This window comes from Mesorhizobium sp. M0296 (assembly GCF_040321675.1).
Taxonomy (GTDB): Bacteria; Pseudomonadota; Alphaproteobacteria; order Rhizobiales; family Rhizobiaceae; genus Mesorhizobium.
Genome location: NZ_JAMYRZ010000017.1, coordinates 119411 through 134123, shown reverse-complemented (window position 1 = coordinate 134123; position 14713 = coordinate 119411). Strand labels below are relative to the sequence as shown.

Genomic DNA, 14713 nt, shown 5'->3' with positions numbered 1-14713 from the left:
CCAGCCTCCCCCTCGATCCGATAGCGCGAAAGCAGCTTGTGGCCACAGGTCCGGCCGATACCGAAGCGCTGGCACAGCACGCTTATATTCGCTCCTTTCGCCGACGCCAGCCTCACAAACTCCAGCTTCTGCTTCATCACGCTTCTGTCCTCGAATGGCATCCCGAACCCCCTCGCGCAAAAGCGCAAAACTGTTCGCGATGTCCTCGCACATCTGTTCGCGATGTCCCCAGTCCAAACAAGGGGGAGAAGGAAGAGGTGCCGCTACAGCAGCCCCGCCTGCTCGGCCTCTCTGCGCAAATTCTGGCGTGGCCTTGGGCCGATCTGCTGGATGACCAGCCCGGCCGCTAGCGAGCCGAGATCGCCGCACTGCTTCAGGCTGCGGCCTTGCGTGTAGCCGTAGAGGAAGCCGGCGGCGTAGAGGTCGCCGGCGCCGGTGGTGTCGACCAGCTCGCGGATCCTGGTCGCATTGATGGTCACGGTCTCGTCGCCGCGCACGATCACCGAGCCCTTTTCCGAGCGGGTGACGGCGGCGATCTTGCAATCCTTGCGGATCTGGGCCAGCGCCTCGTCGAACGACGCGGTCTGGTAGAGCGACTTGATCTCGTGGCTGTTGGCAAAGACGATGTCGACGGTGCCGGAGCGCATGAGATCGAGGAACTCGTCGCGGTAGCGGTCGACGCAGAACGAGTCCGACAATGTCATCGACACTTCGCGCCCGGCGGCATGGGCGAGCTTCGCCGTCTGCCGGATCGCCTCCTTGGCGCGCGGCGGGTCCCACAGATAGCCCTCGAAATAAGTGACGGCGGCGCCCGACGCCTTGTCGGCCTCGACGTCCTCCGGGCCGAGCTCGACGCAAGCGCCGAGATAGGTGTTCATCGAGCGCTCGCCGTCGGGCGTGACGAAGATCATCGAGCGCGCTGTCGGAGGTTCGCCGTTAAGCGGCCTGGTGTCGAAGGCGACGCCCTGGGCATGGATGTCATGCGCGTAGATTTCGCCGAGCGCGTCGTTGGAGACCTTGCCGAAGAAAGCGGCGCGGCCGCCGAAGGAGGCGACGCCCGCCGCCGTGTTGCCGGCGCTGCCGCCCGAGGCTTCGATGGCCGGGCCCATGCGGCTGTAGAGCAGTTCGGCGCGCCTCGTGTCGATCAAATTCATCGCGCCCTTGATGATGCCGTTCGTCTCCAGGAACGCCTCGTCGCACTGGGCGATGATGTCGACGATGGCATTCCCGATACAAAGCACGTCATAGTCCGGCATCAATTCATGTCTCCGCCAAAAACCCACCGGCTTTCTGCCACGCCGGGCGCGGGCGGGTCTAGCGGTTTGATGCGGCTTTGCCTAGGCCGCGAGTTATAAATCCGGGCAGAACGCAGATGCTTCGTATCGCGCGGTTTGCGCTTGTCTCGCGACCTGTCTCCGCCTATCCCGAAATATCGCCCATGGGCCTCGTTTGACATGGAATTGGAAACGCCGTGATCCTCGACGCCGCCCGCGCCGCCTTGAGCCGGCTGTTCTCGCCCGAATTCCGTTCCGTGTTCCTGAAGACGCTGGCGCTGACCTTGCTGGCGCTGGCGGCGCTTTGGTTCGGGATCAAGAGCCTGTTCGAATGGCTGGCCTGGCCGTGGATCGATGGATGGCTGCCCGCCCTACCCTCCTGGGCCGGATGGCTGGGCGCCGTCGTCGCCGGCATCGGCCTTGCGCTGGGCTTGGCGCTGCTCATCGCGCCGGTGACGGCGATCATCGCCGGCCTGTTCCTCGACGACGTCGCCGAAGTGGTCGAGCGCACGGATTATCCAAACGACCCGCCCGGCCGCGCCGTGCCGGCGTTGCGCTCGCTGGTGCTGGCGATCCGGTTCTTCGGCGTCGTCATCCTCGGCAATATCGTCGCCCTGCTGCTGCTCCTGGTGCCGGGCATCAACATTGCCGCCTTCTTCGTCGTCAACGGCTATCTGCTCGGGCGCGAATTCTTCGAGTTCGCCGCCATGCGCTTTCGCCCGGAGGCCGAGGCCAAGGCGTTGCGCAGAAAGCACTCCATCGCCGTGTTCCTGGCCGGGCTGGTGGTCGCCGCTTTCCTCGCCGTGCCGCTGCTCAACCTTCTGACGCCGCTGTTCGCCGCCGCCATGATGGTGCATCTGCACAAGGCGATCTCGGCACGGGAAGGGAGCTAGCGCAGCAGAAAGCCGCGCCCCAGTTCATCATCGTCCTCGACGATGAATTCGGCCCGCCCTGAGTAATAGGCGCGGCCGCCGACGCGGGCGATGATCGCGTCATGCGGCCCGGCTGTGGCCGTGCGTACGACGGCGCCGGAAAAGCGCGAGCCGGCGATGCTCTCGAACAGCCGCGTTCGGCCAATCTCGATCTGGCCCTTGGCGTGCATGGCCGCCAGCCGCGCGGTGACGCCGGAGCCGGTCGGCGAACGGTCGACCTCGGCCTCGGCGAAAACGCAGATGTTTTTGGTCGGCGTATCGGAGAACGCATCCTGTCCGTCGGTCAGGATGGTACCGTAGAGAAAGGCGAGATCGGCGTGGTCGGGATGCAACAGCGGCAATTCGGCCTTCAGCTTATCAGTCAGCGCGGTCGCTGCATCGACGAAATCGCGGACGCGGTTCCTGCCGAATTCCAGCCCGAACTGGCGGCATTCGGCCAGCGCATAGAAGGCGCCGCCATAGGCGACGTCGAAGCCGACCGGACCATAGCCCGGCAGCTCGATCCGCTGGTCGCCGGCAAACAGAAACGCCGGCACGCTTTCGAAGGACACCGCACCGGCTTTGCCGTCCCTCAGCTCGACCGCAGCCGAAATCAGCCCGCATGGCGCTTCGATGTTGACCGTCGTCAGCGGCTCGCGTGGCGCCACCAGCCGTTCGTCGACCGCGTAGCGGCCGAGCGCGACGATGGCGTGGCCGCACATCGTCGAATAGCCCTCATTGTGCATGAACAGCACCGCGAGGTCGGCGCCCGGCAGGTCGGGCTCCACCAGCAGCGCGCCATACATGTCGTAATGGCCGCGCGGCTCGAACATCAGGATCTTTCTGAGATGATCGAGATAGTCGCGCACATAGGCACGCTTTTCGAGGATCGTGCCCTTGGGAATGTCGGGGTAGCCGCCGGTGACGATCCGCAGCGGCTCGCCGCCGGTGTGCATGTCGACGACGGTGAGCGTCATTCGCCGGGCCCGACCTAGGCTGAAGATTTGGCAAACAGCGCCTGCAGCTTGCCGAACGGCATGGCGGCGCGGATGAAGCCGAACGTGCCATCCTGCTGGATCTCGCGCGCCGCGGTCTCCAGCATGCCGAAGGCGAAATTGGTCAGCCATGGGCCGAGCGAGACGCGCTTTACCCCCGCCATGGCCAGGTCGGCGATGGTGAAGCCGGGCCTGGCCATGACGTTGACCGGCTTGGTCAGCGCCGAGCAGACGGTTCGCACCATCTCGATGTCGCCCAGCCCCGGTGCATAGAGCACGTCGGCGCCGGCCTTCTCGAAGGCCTGCAGCCGCTTGATCGTGTCGTCGAGATCGGGCTTGCCCCACAGGAAATTCTCGGCCCGCGCGGTGAAGACGAAATCGCGTTTCAGTGCCCGTGCCGCTTCCGCCGCCGCCGCGACGCGATCGACGGCATGCGAAAAATCATAGATCGGCTTGGCGGGCTCGCCGGTATGGTCCTCGATCGAGCAGCCGGCGAGGCCAGCCGCCTCGGCGGCGAAGATGGTCTCGCCGGCACTTGTCGCGCTGTCGCCCTTGCCCTTTTCGAGGTCGGCCGAAACCGGCAGCCCGGTCGCCGCTGACACTTCACGGCAATGATGGATCATCGCCTCGAACGTCACCGCGCCGTCGGGCAGGCCGCGCGAAAAGGCAAAGCCGGCGCTGGTCGTGGCCAGCGCCTTGAAGCCGAATGAGGCCAAGAGCTTGGTCGTGCCAACGTCCCAGGAATTGGCCATGACGAAGATCGAGGCATGCAGGTCGCGAAAAATCTTGCCCTTGTCCATGGATGCTCCCCTCCAGTGCAGAATGTGAGGCAAATTCTAGCCCGGCGGAACGCGCCGGGCAAACAAATGCGGTTGGCTCAGAAGCGTTTGGCGTTCTCATCCGCCAATCGGTCCAGCGCATCGGAATCCTTGACGTAGCGCGAAGCGATTTTGTCCCAATGATAGGTGACGGAAATGTCGCGCGAAGACGCCTCTGGCGGCGGCTGGCCGTCGCAGCTTTCATCGCCCGGCAGCGTCGCGTCGGTCACCGTAACCTTGATGGCTGCATAAGGCTGGCCGTCGGCAATCGCCTGGAAGGCCGCATTCTGCGTCCTTCGGTTGGTGCAGAGGTTTTCGTCGAACGTATAGATCATGTCGATCAGCTCGAACCTGTCGTTGCGGACCATGACCAGCGGTGCGATCACATAGCCCTGGCTCGAATTGAAATGCGTGCTCGTGGTGATGATGACGTCATCGCCGGGCCCGATCGACAGCTTGCCCGGATCGCGAAAGTAGGTGCTGCGGTCGACGGCAACATTGACCGCGTCGAGCAAGGCCGGCTTGCCGGTGATGTCGTAGAGTGCCAGCACGGCATAACCCTCAGCGCTGTCAGGCGAGTCGCCGAGGTCGAACAGCATCGCCAGCCGGTCCTTGCCGCCGGCCTTGATGTCGAGCACGTCGCCGCTGGAAAGACCCGACGTCGCCGGCGGCGAGCCGTCGTAGTCCGGTCCAGCGATGTGGCGCATCTCGATCGGAATCGGACCCCGGAAAAAGCCGTCCTTGTCCGCGGCCAGATCGGGAATGACCATCCTGGCGAGATCGAGATAGGTGACATCGCCGTGGCCGGGGACGGCGCTGCCGAGCTCCGGGAAGCTGACGGCCTCCGCGCTGGCCGTCGTCCAAAGACAGGGCAGCAGCAGGCAGGCAAAGATGAAACGAAGCAGGGAGAAGGTCATGCGCGCGCTCGTTATGTCGGGCGCGCGCAAGCTAGAGCATTTTGCGACCAAGAGGAAACCCCTGGCGTTGCCTCACTATGTTGGCTTGGCTTGGCTCGCCAGGGTCTGCTGGAAAACCGGCACCAGCTGATCCATGGCGACTGCGAGCCACGCGCCGAGTTCGTCGGGCAGAGTGTCGTGGATCCAGACCAGGCGGCTCCGGCCCTCGCCCTCGGCAAAGACCTGCATGGAGGTATTATCGTGGGTGACCTCATCGCCGAGCCATCCCCACACGATCCGCCGGCTCTGCTCGTCGCGGGCGATGAGCCGCTCTCGCACGATCTTGCCGTCGGCGAAAGTAAGGGCCCGCACGTCGCCCTCATCCACCCGGCAGTCGACGAAAACGCCTGGGGCTATCCGTTGGGCGCCGCCGGCGAAGTCGCCCACCGTCGCCCATACGCTTTCCGGTGAAGCATCTACGATGATTTCCCTGACTATCGAAGCCATGTTCGCTGGTCCCTCTGTTAATAGGTAGACCTGTCTGTCTACATGTGGATGTATACAGACCTGTCTGCTATACGGTCAAGGCATGTCCGCAGCCCGAATCAACGATCGTCCCGAAAGTCTTGCGCGCCGCCGCATCCTCGATACGGCGACCGCGCTGTTTTCTCTGGAGGGGGTCCGTGCAGTCGGCATCGACCGCATCATCGCCGAGGCCGGCGTTGCGAAGGCGACGTTCTATCATCACTTCGCGGCCAAGGACGACCTCGTCCGCGCCTATATCGAGGAGATCAGCAAGGGAGGACGGGCGGCAATCGCGAGCCTTGGCCGGCGGCCACCTCGCTTGATGATCCTTGCCGTATTCGATCTTATTGCCGACGCGGCGGATCAGCCGGGCTACCGCGGCTGCCCGTTCCAGAATGCCGCGGCCGAATACCCCGACGCGAGGAGCCCGGTTCGCCAGGCAATCGATAAGCATCGTCACTGGAAGTGGGGCATCCTAAGGGATCTGCTGATCGCTGACGCAAATCCCGATCCGGACCGCACCGCAGACGCGCTAACGGTGGCGGCCGACGGCCTCCTTGTCGTCAGTCATCTCGACAGGCCGGCCAATCTGCGCAGTCTCATACGCGACACGGTCGACCGAGTACTTGGGGCGCCGCGCCCGGTCTGAGATCTGGCGCGCATGCAGGCTGCGCAAAGGCGGTCAGTGGATCGGCACCAGCCCGGCCAGTTCACGCATGTCGTCGAACAGGATGCCGCCGGCTTCGATCAGCCCGTCGCGGTCGGAAAGCGGGTCGCCGTGGTAGGAATAGACGCGCATGCCGGCGGCGATGCCGGCTGCCGTGCCGGCGACGCTGTCCTCGATGACGATGCAGTCGGCGGGCGCGAAGCCCATCGTCGCTGCCGCATGCAGGAAGAGGTCGGGGAACGGCTTGCCACGCGAGACCATGGTCGAGCTGAACAGCGCATGCTCGAATAGCGGCAGCAGTCCGGTCTGGCCGAGCGTGATGTGCATTTTGGACACCCGTGCCGACGACGCGACACAGGTGGCGATGCCGGCGGCGTGCACGGTTTCGATGAACTCGCGAACGTAGGGGATGGCCTCGACGCCATGCGCGAACAGGTCCGGCAGGCCGGCGTTCCAGCGCTCGACGAAATCGGCGCCGAGGCTGACGCCGGTCGCCTCGACTTCCTTCTGCACCGAGACCATGCTGCGGCCGGAGAAATTCTTGCGGCAATATTCGAAGCTGGCCGGAAAGCCGGCCGCGGTCAGCCATTCGGCGAGGCGCCGATTGGCCAGGTTCTCGGTGTCGACCAGAACCCCGTCGCAATCGAAGATGACGAGCTTGGGTATTTTCATCAGGCCGTGCCGGTCGATCCGAAGCCGCCCGAGCCGCGCGTTGTGCCGCCAGCCAATGTGCGCTCCTCGACGGTCGCCTGCGTCACCGGGGCGAAGACGATCTGGGCGATCCGCATGCCGCGCGTCACCGCGAAATCCTCGTCGCCGAGATTGATCAGCAGCACCTTGACCTCGCCGCGATAGTCGCTGTCGATGGTGCCCGGCGTGTTGAGGCAGGTGAGCCCGTGCTTGAAGGCGAGGCCCGAACGCGGCCGGACCTGGCCTTCGACGCCCTCAGGAATTTCCAGGACCAGCCCGGTCGGCACCAGCGCGCGCTTTCCCGGCAGGATCAAAAGCGGCCTGTCGTCCGGGACGGCGGCGCGCAGGTCCATGCCGGCGGCGCCCGAGCTTTCATAGGCCGGAAGCGGCAAGCCCTCGCCATGCGGCAGCCTGACAAAGCCGACAGCCGGACCGATGACGGAGGTGGGATAAAGTGCTGCGCGCATGAGGCTGATCCTATCGTCGCGAACGCCGGTCCAGTCAACTCGGCGGCAATGCTATCAACGGCTTTCTTTCAGCACAGTTCCGCTTCAGCGCAGTTCCATCGGAACGACCGTGGTCTCCTTGATCTCCTCCATGACGAAGGAGGCCGAAACGTCCGATAGTGCCACCTTGGCGATCAGCCGTTGATAGAGCCGGTCATAGGCCTTCACATCGGCGACGCGGGCGCGCAGGACATAGTCGAGATCGCCGGACATGCGGTAGGCGCCGGTGATCTCGGCAAAGCCGGTCACCGCCGCTCGGAATCTTTGCAGCCAGTCGGGATCGTGGTTGGAGGTGCGGATCAGGATGAACACCGAAAGGCCGAGCCCAAGCTTGTCGGCGTCGACCAGCGCCACCCGGCCGGTGATGACGCCGTCTTCCTCCAGCCGCTTGACCCGGCGCCAGCAAGCATTGCGCGACAGCGATATTCTTGCCGAGAGCTGGTCGACGGACAGTGTGCCGTCGCGTTGCAGCTCGGCCAGCAATCTCCGGTCTATTTCGTCGATTTCCGGCGCCATGCGGGATGTTTGTCCCAAAATTCAGCCTTTCACAAGGACAATTTGAGACCGATGAACCGAACACCCATGCCAGTATACTCATCGCCGGCTCTTCATGCCGGCAGGAGGGATCGACATGACCGCACGGCTCGCAAGACTTTTCACCTCTCACCCGGCCGCGGTCGGCGAGAGCTATTTCGGCCATATGGCTTTCGCCGCATGGTTCTCGTCGCGATTGTTCATGGCGGCATTTGCCGCGCTCATTCATGCTTTCTTGCCGTTTCTGTTCGAGACCACGGCAAGCGGCATCATCCGTGAACTCTACGAACGGACGCACAACAGGGGACGGTAGGCCGTAGAGGCGCCGAGCGCGGCGAGGCCGCTGGACAGGGCCGCCCCTCAACGGGCCCCGCAGCACAATCCCGATCAAGCGTCGCCTTCGTCGAATGCCGAGCGAGGCTTGCATCCACGCGCCAATCCGCCATTTTGGGGATCGCGGCGCGATAGCCCGGAGCATCCACGATGGATATCGTCCTTTCCCCGACGACAGAATTGGCTGCCGCCATTCGCGACCGCAAGATTTCCGCTGTGGAAGCGCTGGACGCGCATCTGGCGCAGATCGACAGGCACAATGAGGCGGTCAACGCAGTCGTAACCCTCGATCGGGAAGGTGCGCGGCAACGCGCCGGCAAGGCCGACGAAGCCCAGGCGCGCGGCGAGGCCCTTGGGCCGCTACACGGCGTGCCGTTCACACTGAAGGACACGCACGAAACAGCGGGCATGAGAACCACTGTCGGCTTCCCGGCTTTCGCCGACTATGCCCCGAGGGCAGACAGTCCGGTCGTTGCCCGGCTGAAGGCGGCAGGCGGCATACTGGTGGGCAAGACGAACGTGGCGACAATGCTCGGTGACTGGCAGTCGAGCAATCCGCTGTTTGGCCGCACCGGCAATCCCTGGAATCTCCAGCGCACCGCCGGCGGCTCCAGTGGCGGTGCGGCGGCGGCGCTCGGCACCGGAATGACGCCGTTCGAGGTCGGCACCGACATGCAGGATTCGATCCGGCTGCCCGCTGCCTTTTGCGGCGTCTACGGCCTCAAGCCGACCGAGCACCGCGTCTCGCTCGCCGGCGCCTTCCCCGATCCAGGCGGGGCGCCGCGCAGCGTGAGGCTGATCTCCTGCCTCGGACCGATGGCGCGCAGCGTCGAGGACCTGGCACTGATCTACCGCCTTATTGCCGGGCCGGATGGAAGCGATACCGACCTTGCGCCGGTACCGGTCGAAACCATGCCGGAGCTGGATCTCAGAAATTTGCGGATTGCCGTCGCGCCGTCCTTTCCGGGCTTTCCGGTGGCCGGCGAAATCAGCGCGGCGGTCGAAAGTCTGGCAAAAGAGCTTCAGGCCGCGGGCGCCATCGTCGAGGAAGCTAAGTTGCCGGAGTTCGACCTGCACGACGACCTAGCACAAGGCGGTGCGCTGATCGGCATGATGCTGGAGGCGGCGCAGCCCGAACCGCGGGAGAAGCCGACACCGGTCTCGCGCTGGTTCGAGGCGCTCGCCCGCCGCGACCGCTCCATCCTGGCGTGGGAACGGTTCTTCGACGGCTGCGACGCCTTGCTGTGCCCGGTCGCCATGGCCACCGCCTTCCCGCATTGCGAGCCAGGAACGCCGATCGGGGTCGACGGTAGCGAGCAAAGCTACTGGATGCTGCCGGCCTATGGCGCGGTGTTCAACTACAGCGGCCACCCCGCACTGTCGCTGCCCTGCGGACAGGACAGCAATGGCCTGCCCATCGGACTACAGATTGTTGGCAAACGCTGGTCGGAGTCGCGCCTGCTCGGGATCGCCAGGGCAATCGACCCGCTGGCCGGCGGCTTTCGCCGCCCGCCCGGTTATTGAGTAAACCGCGCCAGCCCGTAGGGATCAAGCAGAGGATCGCGCTCGCCGTCGAGGATTTCGCAGGCGGCGAACAGGCCGACGGCCGGTGCCAGCGTGATGCCGGAATGCATGACCGCGACGTAGACGCCGCTCGTGCCTTCGGCGCGGCCTATGATCGGAAAGCCATCGACCGGCGTCGGCCGGTAGCCAATGGCGTGGAAATCGAGTTCCAGCCCATCAGTGCCGCGCAGCATCGCCTTCATCGCTGCAAACAGGTCGCGGGCGGTGGCCGCGGCATCCATGCCGGGATCGGCGCCGCCGAAATCCGAGCCGGCGATGATGCGGCCTTCCGCCGTCTGGCGCATATGCAGGCGGTCGCCGATCACCAGGCCGTTGAGCAGCTTTTCGTAGGGGCGCGAATGCACGATCAGGCCGGGCGGCGCCTCGATCGGCAGTTCTATCCCGGCTGTTGCCGCTAGTGCCGGAGAGCCGGCTCCGGCCGCGATCACCACCTCGTCGGCAGCAATCCGCCCGCCGGATGTATCGACGCCGGCAATCCTGCCGTTGGCTTGCACCAGAGCGGTGACGGTCGTCCCGGCTACAATTCGCGCGCCGCGCCGTTCGGCGTCGGCCAGCAGTGCTTGCGTGGCGGCGACCGGCTCGGCAACGCCTTCCTCGGCGACATAAAGGGCGAAATCGGGAAGCTCGGTCAGATTTGGCTCGATGCGCGCCGCTCCGGCACGGTCGACACGCTCGATGCCGTAGCCCCATGCGGAGTGCTCGGCCGCATAGGCCTCAAGTTCGGGACGTGGCAGGTCCCAGCATAGGCCACCGCACCATTGCAACGGGATGCCGGGCACCTCGTTCGCCAATCGCGTCCATTCGGCCATCGACCGAATGCGCAGGCGGAAATAGACCTCCGGATTGCCCCAACTGGCATTGATCCAGGCAAAGGAATTCGGTGTCGCGACGCCGCCGGCGCCGCTGCCGGCAACGACCGTCACCTTTGCTCCAGCCCTGGTCAGGTGCCAGGCGATGGAGGCGCCGATGATGCCGGCGCCGATGACGATCACTTCTTTCGCAGCTGTCATGCTTCACTCCTCGTTCCAACACCACCACTGCGATGCCATTGCCCGTGGGTTCTGCCAAGAGCGAGCCGTATCAAATGTGCCTCTTGACTTTAATACGTACGTACGTATTGTACCGCGATGGCTAGACATTCACTTCGCGAAAAACTTCTCGACGCCGGTTTCAAAACCATCTGGAGCTCCGGCTATTCGGCCGCCGGCGTACGCGACATCGTCACCGCGGCCGATGCCCGCCCGGGGTCCTTCACCAATCATTTTGTCTCCAAGGAGGCGTTCACCGGCGAGGTGCTGGACCGCTATTTCGCCTATGTGAGCGGTTTGGTGGAGCAGGCCCTTGCTCGGGACGGCACGCCCCCGGTCGGGCGCTTGCGACGCTATCTCGAAATCATCACGTCGAAGCTGGAGGCGCATGATTGGGCACGGGGCTGCATGATCGGCAATCTCAGCCTCGAGACGGCGGCTCACAGCGAGGCGCTGAGGCTGCAACTCGTCGCCATTTTCGAACGCTGGCGTAAGCCCTTTGCCGAATGCATCGCCGAGGGCCAAGCGGCTGGCGACATCACCGACGCGTTCGATGCCGAGGACCTCGCCGATTTCCTGTTGAGTTCCTGGCAAGGCGCGATGCTGCGCATGAAGGTGGAGCGCAGTCCCGAACCGCTCGAGCGTTTCAAGAATATCGTCTTCAAAACAGTCTTCGCAAAAAGGAGCTGATCCGATGAACCCGAAACTCGAAAAGCAGCAATCCCGCACAACGGTGCCACGCTCGCAAGTCGCGGTGCTCGATTCCACCATCTCCTATGTCGAGGCAGGCACGGCTGGCCCGACGGTACTCTTCCTGCACGGCAACCCGACGTCGTCCTACATCTGGCGCGACATCATCCCGCATGTGGCGCCGTTCGGCCGCTGCATTGCGCCCGACCTGATCGGCTATGGCCAATCCGGCAAGCCGGACATCGACTATCGCTTCTTCGACCACGTCCGCTATCTCGACGCCTTCATCGAGACGCTTGGCATCACCGACATGGTTGTCGTCGCGCAGGACTGGGGCACCGCGCTCGCCTTCCATCTCGCGGCCCGGCGGCCGCAGCGGATCCTCGGCCTCGCCTTCATGGAATTCATCCGCCCCTTCGAGAGTTGGGACGATTTTCACCAGCGTCCGCAGGCGCGCGAATTGTTCAAGGCAATGCGCACGCCTGGCGTCGGTGAGAAGCTTGTCCTGGAAGACAACGTCTTCGTCGAAAAGGTGCTGCCGGCTGCGGTGCTGCGCACGATGAGCGATGAGGAAATGGCCTCCTACCGGGCACCGTTCCCGACGCCGCAATCGCGCAAGCCGATCCTGCGGCTGCCGCGCGACCTGCCGATTGAAGGCCAGCCCGCCGATGTCGCTGCCATCAGCGAGCACGACCATCGGGCGCTCCGGCTCTCCTCCTACCCGAAGCTGCTTTTCTCAGGCGATCCGGGGGCCCTCGTCTCGCCGCAGGCGGCACGGGAATCCGCGGCCGGCCTGAAGAACTGCCGGTTGATCGATCTCGGACCCGGCGCGCATTATCTGCAGGAGGACCATGCCGACAGGATCGGCGCCGCAATTGCCGAGTGGATTCCGGAGGTGGCCTTCGAGAGCCGAGCGACCGAATCGGCCTGAGGTCGGGATGTGAACCGGCGGCTGCGGCAGCCGGAGAGGTCGACAGCTTAGCTCTGCCGGTGCCAAGCGATGGAGGCGCCAATGATGCCGGATCCAATGACGATGATGTTCTTGCTCGCGGCCGTGTACCTTCAAACGCCCAGGACTTCTTGCCCTCATTGCCACCATGCTACAGACTTTCCAAGAGCGTTGCCGGGACCGCTCTCGAAGCGGGTCGATGACGATCGCCTCACTGGAAACGTTCAGCTCAATCACATGAGGGTCATTTGCGCCGCTGGATAAAAGGGCTGGTTTTTGCTGCAGCCGGAGCCGCCATTGTCTATGCCGTCTTCTTCGGCCCGCTGCCGATCGTTCGATCTTGGTGGCAGGACGACAACTGGCTGGATCCTTTGCATAAGCGCCATCGCATTGCTGACGGTTTGGTGCTGACCGGGGCGTTGGTTGGGAAATCGCGGGCAGAAGTTGTTGCCATGCTCGGCGAGCCGCCGAAGACGGACTATTTCGAGGACTGGAGTCTGGTTTATATTCTTGGTGCGGAAAGAGGATTTTTTTCGATCGACTCTGAATGGCTGGTTATGCGCCTGGATGACGCTGGCTCGGTCACGCAGGCGGCTATCGTCAGAGACTGAACCTGCTGCCGGGGTATCAGCGGTGTTTCCGTTCGACAGGCCGGAAAAGCGCTGCTAGAAGCCCGCGCCACAGACAGGATTCCATGAAATTGGCTGAAGACATCGAACAAGCGGTATCGCGCCGCCGCACTTTCGCGATCATTGCCCACCCCGACGCCGGCAAGACGACGCTCACCGAAAAACTGCTTTTGTTCGGCGGCGCCATCCAGCTTGCCGGCGAGGTCAAGGCCAAGAAGGACCGCATCCAGACCCGCTCGGACTGGATGAAGATCGAACGCGAGCGCGGCATTTCGGTGGTCACCTCGGTGATGACCTTCGAATACGAGGACACCGTCTTCAACCTGCTCGACACGCCCGGCCACGAGGATTTCGCCGACGACACCTATCGCACGCTGTCGGCGGTCGACAGCGCGGTCATGGTGATCGACGCCGCCAAGGGCATCGAGCCGCGCACGCTGAAACTGTTCGAGGTCTGCCGGCTGCGCGACATCCCGATCATCACCTTCGTCAACAAAATGGACCGCGAAAGCCGAGACCCATTCGACATCCTCGACGAGATCGAGCAGAAGCTGGCACTGGATACAGCGCCGATCACCTGGCCGATCGGCCGCGGCAAGACCTTTTCCGGGACCTACCATCTGGCGCTGAACGCGGTGCGCAAGGGCGACGCCGAAAAGGAGCGCACGCCGGTCAATGGACCCGATTCCAACCGCGTCGCCGGCCTGTTGCCGGAGAACGAGCGCGAGGCCTTCATCGAGGAGCTGGAGCTGGCGCGCGCGGCCTGTCGCCCGCTCGACCTCGATGCCTTCCGCGAGGGCCATTTGACGCCGGTCTATTTCGGCTCGGCGCTGCGCGATTACGGCGTGCGCGACCTGATCGAGGCGCTCGGCGCCTACGGGCCGCCGCCGCGCGCGCAGGAGGCCGACAGCCGCAAGGTCGAGGCGACCGAGGACAAGATGACCTCCTTCGTCTTCAAGATCCAGGCCAATATGGACCCCAACCATCGCGACCGCATCGCTTTCGTCCGCGTCTGCTCCGGCAAGCTCGAGCGCGGCATGAAGGCCAAGCTGGTGCGCACGGGAAAACTGATGAGCCTGTCGGCACCGCAATTCTTCTTCGCCCGCACCCGCGTCACGGCCGACGAGGCGTTCGCCGGCGATGTCGTCGGCATCCCCAACCACGGCACGCTGCGCATCGGCGACACGCTGACCGAAGGCGAGGAGATCCTGTTTCGCGGTGTGCCGAATTTCGCGCCTGAAATCCTGCGCCGCGTTCGCCTCGGCGATGCCATGAAAGCCAAGAAGCTCAAGGAAGCGCTGCACCAGATGGCCGAGGAAGGCGTCGTGCAATTGTTCTCGCCGGAGGACGGCTCGCCAGCCATCGTCGGCGTCGTCGGCGCCCTGCAGCTCGACGTCTTGAAGGAGCGGCTAAACTTCGAATACACACTGCCGGTCGATTTCGAGATGTCGCGCTTTTCCGTCTGCCGCTGGATATCGGCCGACGACAAGGCCGAGCTCCAGCGCTTCATCGAGGCGCATCGCGGCGACATTGCCCGCGACCTCGACAACGATCCGGTGTTCCTCGCCCAGCACGCCTTCTCGCTCAACTACGAGGCCGAGCGCTGGAAGGCGATCCGCTTCACCGCGGTCAAGGATTATCAGGTCCGCGACAGGGCGGCTTGAGCTGTTGGTTTTCCCTTCTC

18 protein-coding genes are annotated in these 14713 nt (G+C 64.3%); 8 read left to right on the top strand and 10 right to left on the bottom strand.

Annotated elements, in window-relative coordinates; translation table 11 throughout:
- Both NKI97_RS18210 and NKI97_RS18205 read right to left on the bottom strand, forming a co-directional pair.
- A partial coding sequence (locus NKI97_RS18210) for a helix-turn-helix domain-containing protein (RefSeq protein WP_352835686.1) occupies nt 1-137 on the bottom strand: 137 nt, incomplete at its 3' end.
- 126 nt (nt 138-263) lie between these two features.
- Nucleotides 264-1256: an adenosine kinase gene (locus tag NKI97_RS18205; protein ID WP_352448506.1), complete on the bottom strand. Its 993-nt coding sequence runs from the start codon at nt 1254-1256 to the stop codon at nt 264-266.
- A 215-nt stretch (nt 1257-1471) separates the two neighbouring features.
- On the opposite strand from NKI97_RS18205, the gene NKI97_RS18200 reads away from it, so the two are divergent.
- Nucleotides 1472-2167 carry a sulfate transporter family protein gene (locus NKI97_RS18200; protein WP_352448505.1) on the top strand — a complete coding sequence of 232 codons (696 nt, stop codon included), beginning with the start codon at nt 1472-1474 and terminating at the stop codon, nt 2165-2167.
- Here NKI97_RS18200 and NKI97_RS18195 read toward each other — a convergent pair.
- The 4 genes from NKI97_RS18195 to NKI97_RS18180 form a co-directional block, all read right to left on the bottom strand.
- Complete coding sequence (locus NKI97_RS18195) at nt 2164-3162, bottom strand: proline racemase family protein (RefSeq protein WP_352835678.1); 999 nt, start codon at nt 3160-3162, stop codon at nt 2164-2166. The two genes, NKI97_RS18200 and NKI97_RS18195, sit on opposite strands and share 4 nt — an antisense overlap.
- Nucleotides 3163-3176: 14 nt before the next feature.
- Nucleotides 3177-3980, bottom strand: a complete 804-nt coding sequence (locus tag NKI97_RS18190; protein ID WP_352448503.1) for an isocitrate lyase/PEP mutase family protein — start codon at nt 3978-3980, stop codon at nt 3177-3179.
- Nucleotides 3981-4057: 77 nt separating this feature from the next.
- The gene (locus NKI97_RS18185) at nt 4058-4915 is read right to left on the bottom strand and encodes a hypothetical protein (protein WP_352835675.1); all 858 of its coding nucleotides are present in this window, start codon (nt 4913-4915) and stop codon (nt 4058-4060) included.
- A 75-nt stretch (nt 4916-4990) separates the two neighbouring features.
- Nucleotides 4991-5401, bottom strand: coding sequence for an SRPBCC family protein (locus tag NKI97_RS18180; protein ID WP_352747273.1), 411 nt, complete (start codon nt 5399-5401; stop codon nt 4991-4993).
- Between the two features lie 82 nt (nt 5402-5483).
- Between NKI97_RS18180 and NKI97_RS18175 the strand changes: the two genes are divergently transcribed.
- The gene (locus NKI97_RS18175; protein WP_352835672.1) at nt 5484-6068 is read left to right on the top strand and encodes a TetR/AcrR family transcriptional regulator; all 585 of its coding nucleotides are present in this window, start codon (nt 5484-5486) and stop codon (nt 6066-6068) included.
- A 33-nt stretch (nt 6069-6101) separates the two neighbouring features.
- On the opposite strand, the gene NKI97_RS18170 is transcribed toward NKI97_RS18175, so the two are convergent.
- From NKI97_RS18170 to NKI97_RS18160, 3 genes are all read right to left on the bottom strand, one after another.
- A complete protein-coding gene (locus tag NKI97_RS18170) occupies nt 6102-6758 on the bottom strand; it encodes an HAD family hydrolase (RefSeq protein WP_352458656.1) in 657 nt (218 codons plus the stop codon).
- The gene (gene dut / locus NKI97_RS18165) at nt 6758-7243 is read right to left on the bottom strand and encodes a dUTP diphosphatase (RefSeq protein ID WP_023717930.1); all 486 of its coding nucleotides are present in this window, start codon (nt 7241-7243) and stop codon (nt 6758-6760) included. The genes NKI97_RS18170 and dut overlap by 1 nt, the downstream gene beginning before the upstream one ends.
- An 84-nt stretch (nt 7244-7327) precedes the next feature.
- A complete protein-coding gene (locus NKI97_RS18160; protein ID WP_023676368.1) occupies nt 7328-7798 on the bottom strand; it encodes an Lrp/AsnC family transcriptional regulator in 471 nt (156 codons plus the stop codon).
- A 115-nt stretch (nt 7799-7913) separates the two neighbouring features.
- On the opposite strand from NKI97_RS18160, the gene NKI97_RS18155 reads away from it, so the two are divergent.
- Together NKI97_RS18155 and NKI97_RS18150 are read left to right on the top strand one after the other, a co-directional pair.
- Entirely contained in the window at nt 7914-8129 is a 216-nt protein-coding gene (locus NKI97_RS18155; protein ID WP_023717932.1) for a DUF6356 family protein, read from the top strand.
- Between the two features lie 170 nt (nt 8130-8299).
- Nucleotides 8300-9673: an amidase gene (locus tag NKI97_RS18150; RefSeq protein WP_352835669.1), complete on the top strand. Its 1374-nt coding sequence runs from the start codon at nt 8300-8302 to the stop codon at nt 9671-9673.
- Here NKI97_RS18150 and NKI97_RS18145 read toward each other — a convergent pair.
- On the bottom strand, nt 9667-10743 hold the full coding sequence (locus NKI97_RS18145; protein ID WP_352835667.1) for an NAD(P)/FAD-dependent oxidoreductase: 1077 nt from the start codon (nt 10741-10743) through the stop codon (nt 9667-9669). The genes NKI97_RS18150 and NKI97_RS18145 overlap by 7 nt on opposite strands.
- A gap of 117 nt (nt 10744-10860) precedes the next feature.
- Here NKI97_RS18145 and NKI97_RS18140 point away from each other — a divergent pair, with 117 nt between their 5' ends.
- The 4 genes from NKI97_RS18140 (at nt 10861) to NKI97_RS18125 (ending at nt 14693) form a co-directional block, all read left to right on the top strand.
- Entirely contained in the window at nt 10861-11451 is a 591-nt protein-coding gene (locus tag NKI97_RS18140; RefSeq protein ID WP_352835665.1) for a TetR/AcrR family transcriptional regulator, read from the top strand.
- A 4-nt stretch (nt 11452-11455) separates the two neighbouring features.
- Nucleotides 11456-12382 (top strand): haloalkane dehalogenase, encoded by a 927-nt coding sequence (locus NKI97_RS18135; RefSeq protein WP_352835663.1) that lies wholly within the window; start codon nt 11456-11458, stop codon nt 12380-12382.
- Nucleotides 12383-12648: 266 nt separating this feature from the next.
- Nucleotides 12649-13011, top strand: coding sequence for a hypothetical protein (locus tag NKI97_RS18130; RefSeq protein WP_352835660.1), 363 nt, complete (start codon nt 12649-12651; stop codon nt 13009-13011).
- A gap of 89 nt (nt 13012-13100) precedes the next feature.
- Nucleotides 13101-14693 (top strand): peptide chain release factor 3, encoded by a 1593-nt coding sequence (locus NKI97_RS18125; RefSeq protein WP_352835657.1) that lies wholly within the window; start codon nt 13101-13103, stop codon nt 14691-14693.
- Nucleotides 14694-14713: the final 20 nt, after the last annotated feature.

Bases quoted from the DNA above. Each gene is read 5' to 3' on its own strand.
- NKI97_RS18205 (WP_352448506.1), bottom strand. From the start codon at position 1,256: ATGCCGGACTATGACGTGCTTTGTATCGGGAATGCCATCGTCGACATC.
- NKI97_RS18195 (WP_352835678.1), bottom strand. From the start codon at position 3,162: ATGACGCTCACCGTCGTCGACATGCACACCGGCGGCGAGCCGCTGCGG.
- NKI97_RS18190 (WP_352448503.1), bottom strand. From the start codon at position 3,980: ATGGACAAGGGCAAGATTTTTCGCGACCTGCATGCCTCGATCTTCGTC.
- NKI97_RS18185 (WP_352835675.1), bottom strand. From the start codon at position 4,915: ATGACCTTCTCCCTGCTTCGTTTCATCTTTGCCTGCCTGCTGCTGCCC.
- NKI97_RS18180 (WP_352747273.1), bottom strand. From the start codon at position 5,401: ATGGCTTCGATAGTCAGGGAAATCATCGTAGATGCTTCACCGGAAAGC.
- NKI97_RS18175 (WP_352835672.1), top strand. From the start codon at position 5,484: ATGTCCGCAGCCCGAATCAACGATCGTCCCGAAAGTCTTGCGCGCCGC.
- NKI97_RS18170 (WP_352458656.1), bottom strand. From the start codon at position 6,758: ATGAAAATACCCAAGCTCGTCATCTTCGATTGCGACGGGGTTCTGGTC.
- dut (WP_023717930.1), bottom strand. From the start codon at position 7,243: ATGCGCGCAGCACTTTATCCCACCTCCGTCATCGGTCCGGCTGTCGGC.
- NKI97_RS18160 (WP_023676368.1), bottom strand. From the start codon at position 7,798: ATGGCGCCGGAAATCGACGAAATAGACCGGAGATTGCTGGCCGAGCTG.
- NKI97_RS18155 (WP_023717932.1), top strand. From the start codon at position 7,914: ATGACCGCACGGCTCGCAAGACTTTTCACCTCTCACCCGGCCGCGGTC.
- NKI97_RS18150 (WP_352835669.1), top strand. From the start codon at position 8,300: ATGGATATCGTCCTTTCCCCGACGACAGAATTGGCTGCCGCCATTCGC.
- NKI97_RS18145 (WP_352835667.1), bottom strand. From the start codon at position 10,743: ATGACAGCTGCGAAAGAAGTGATCGTCATCGGCGCCGGCATCATCGGC.
- NKI97_RS18140 (WP_352835665.1), top strand. From the start codon at position 10,861: ATGGCTAGACATTCACTTCGCGAAAAACTTCTCGACGCCGGTTTCAAA.
- NKI97_RS18135 (WP_352835663.1), top strand. From the start codon at position 11,456: ATGAACCCGAAACTCGAAAAGCAGCAATCCCGCACAACGGTGCCACGC.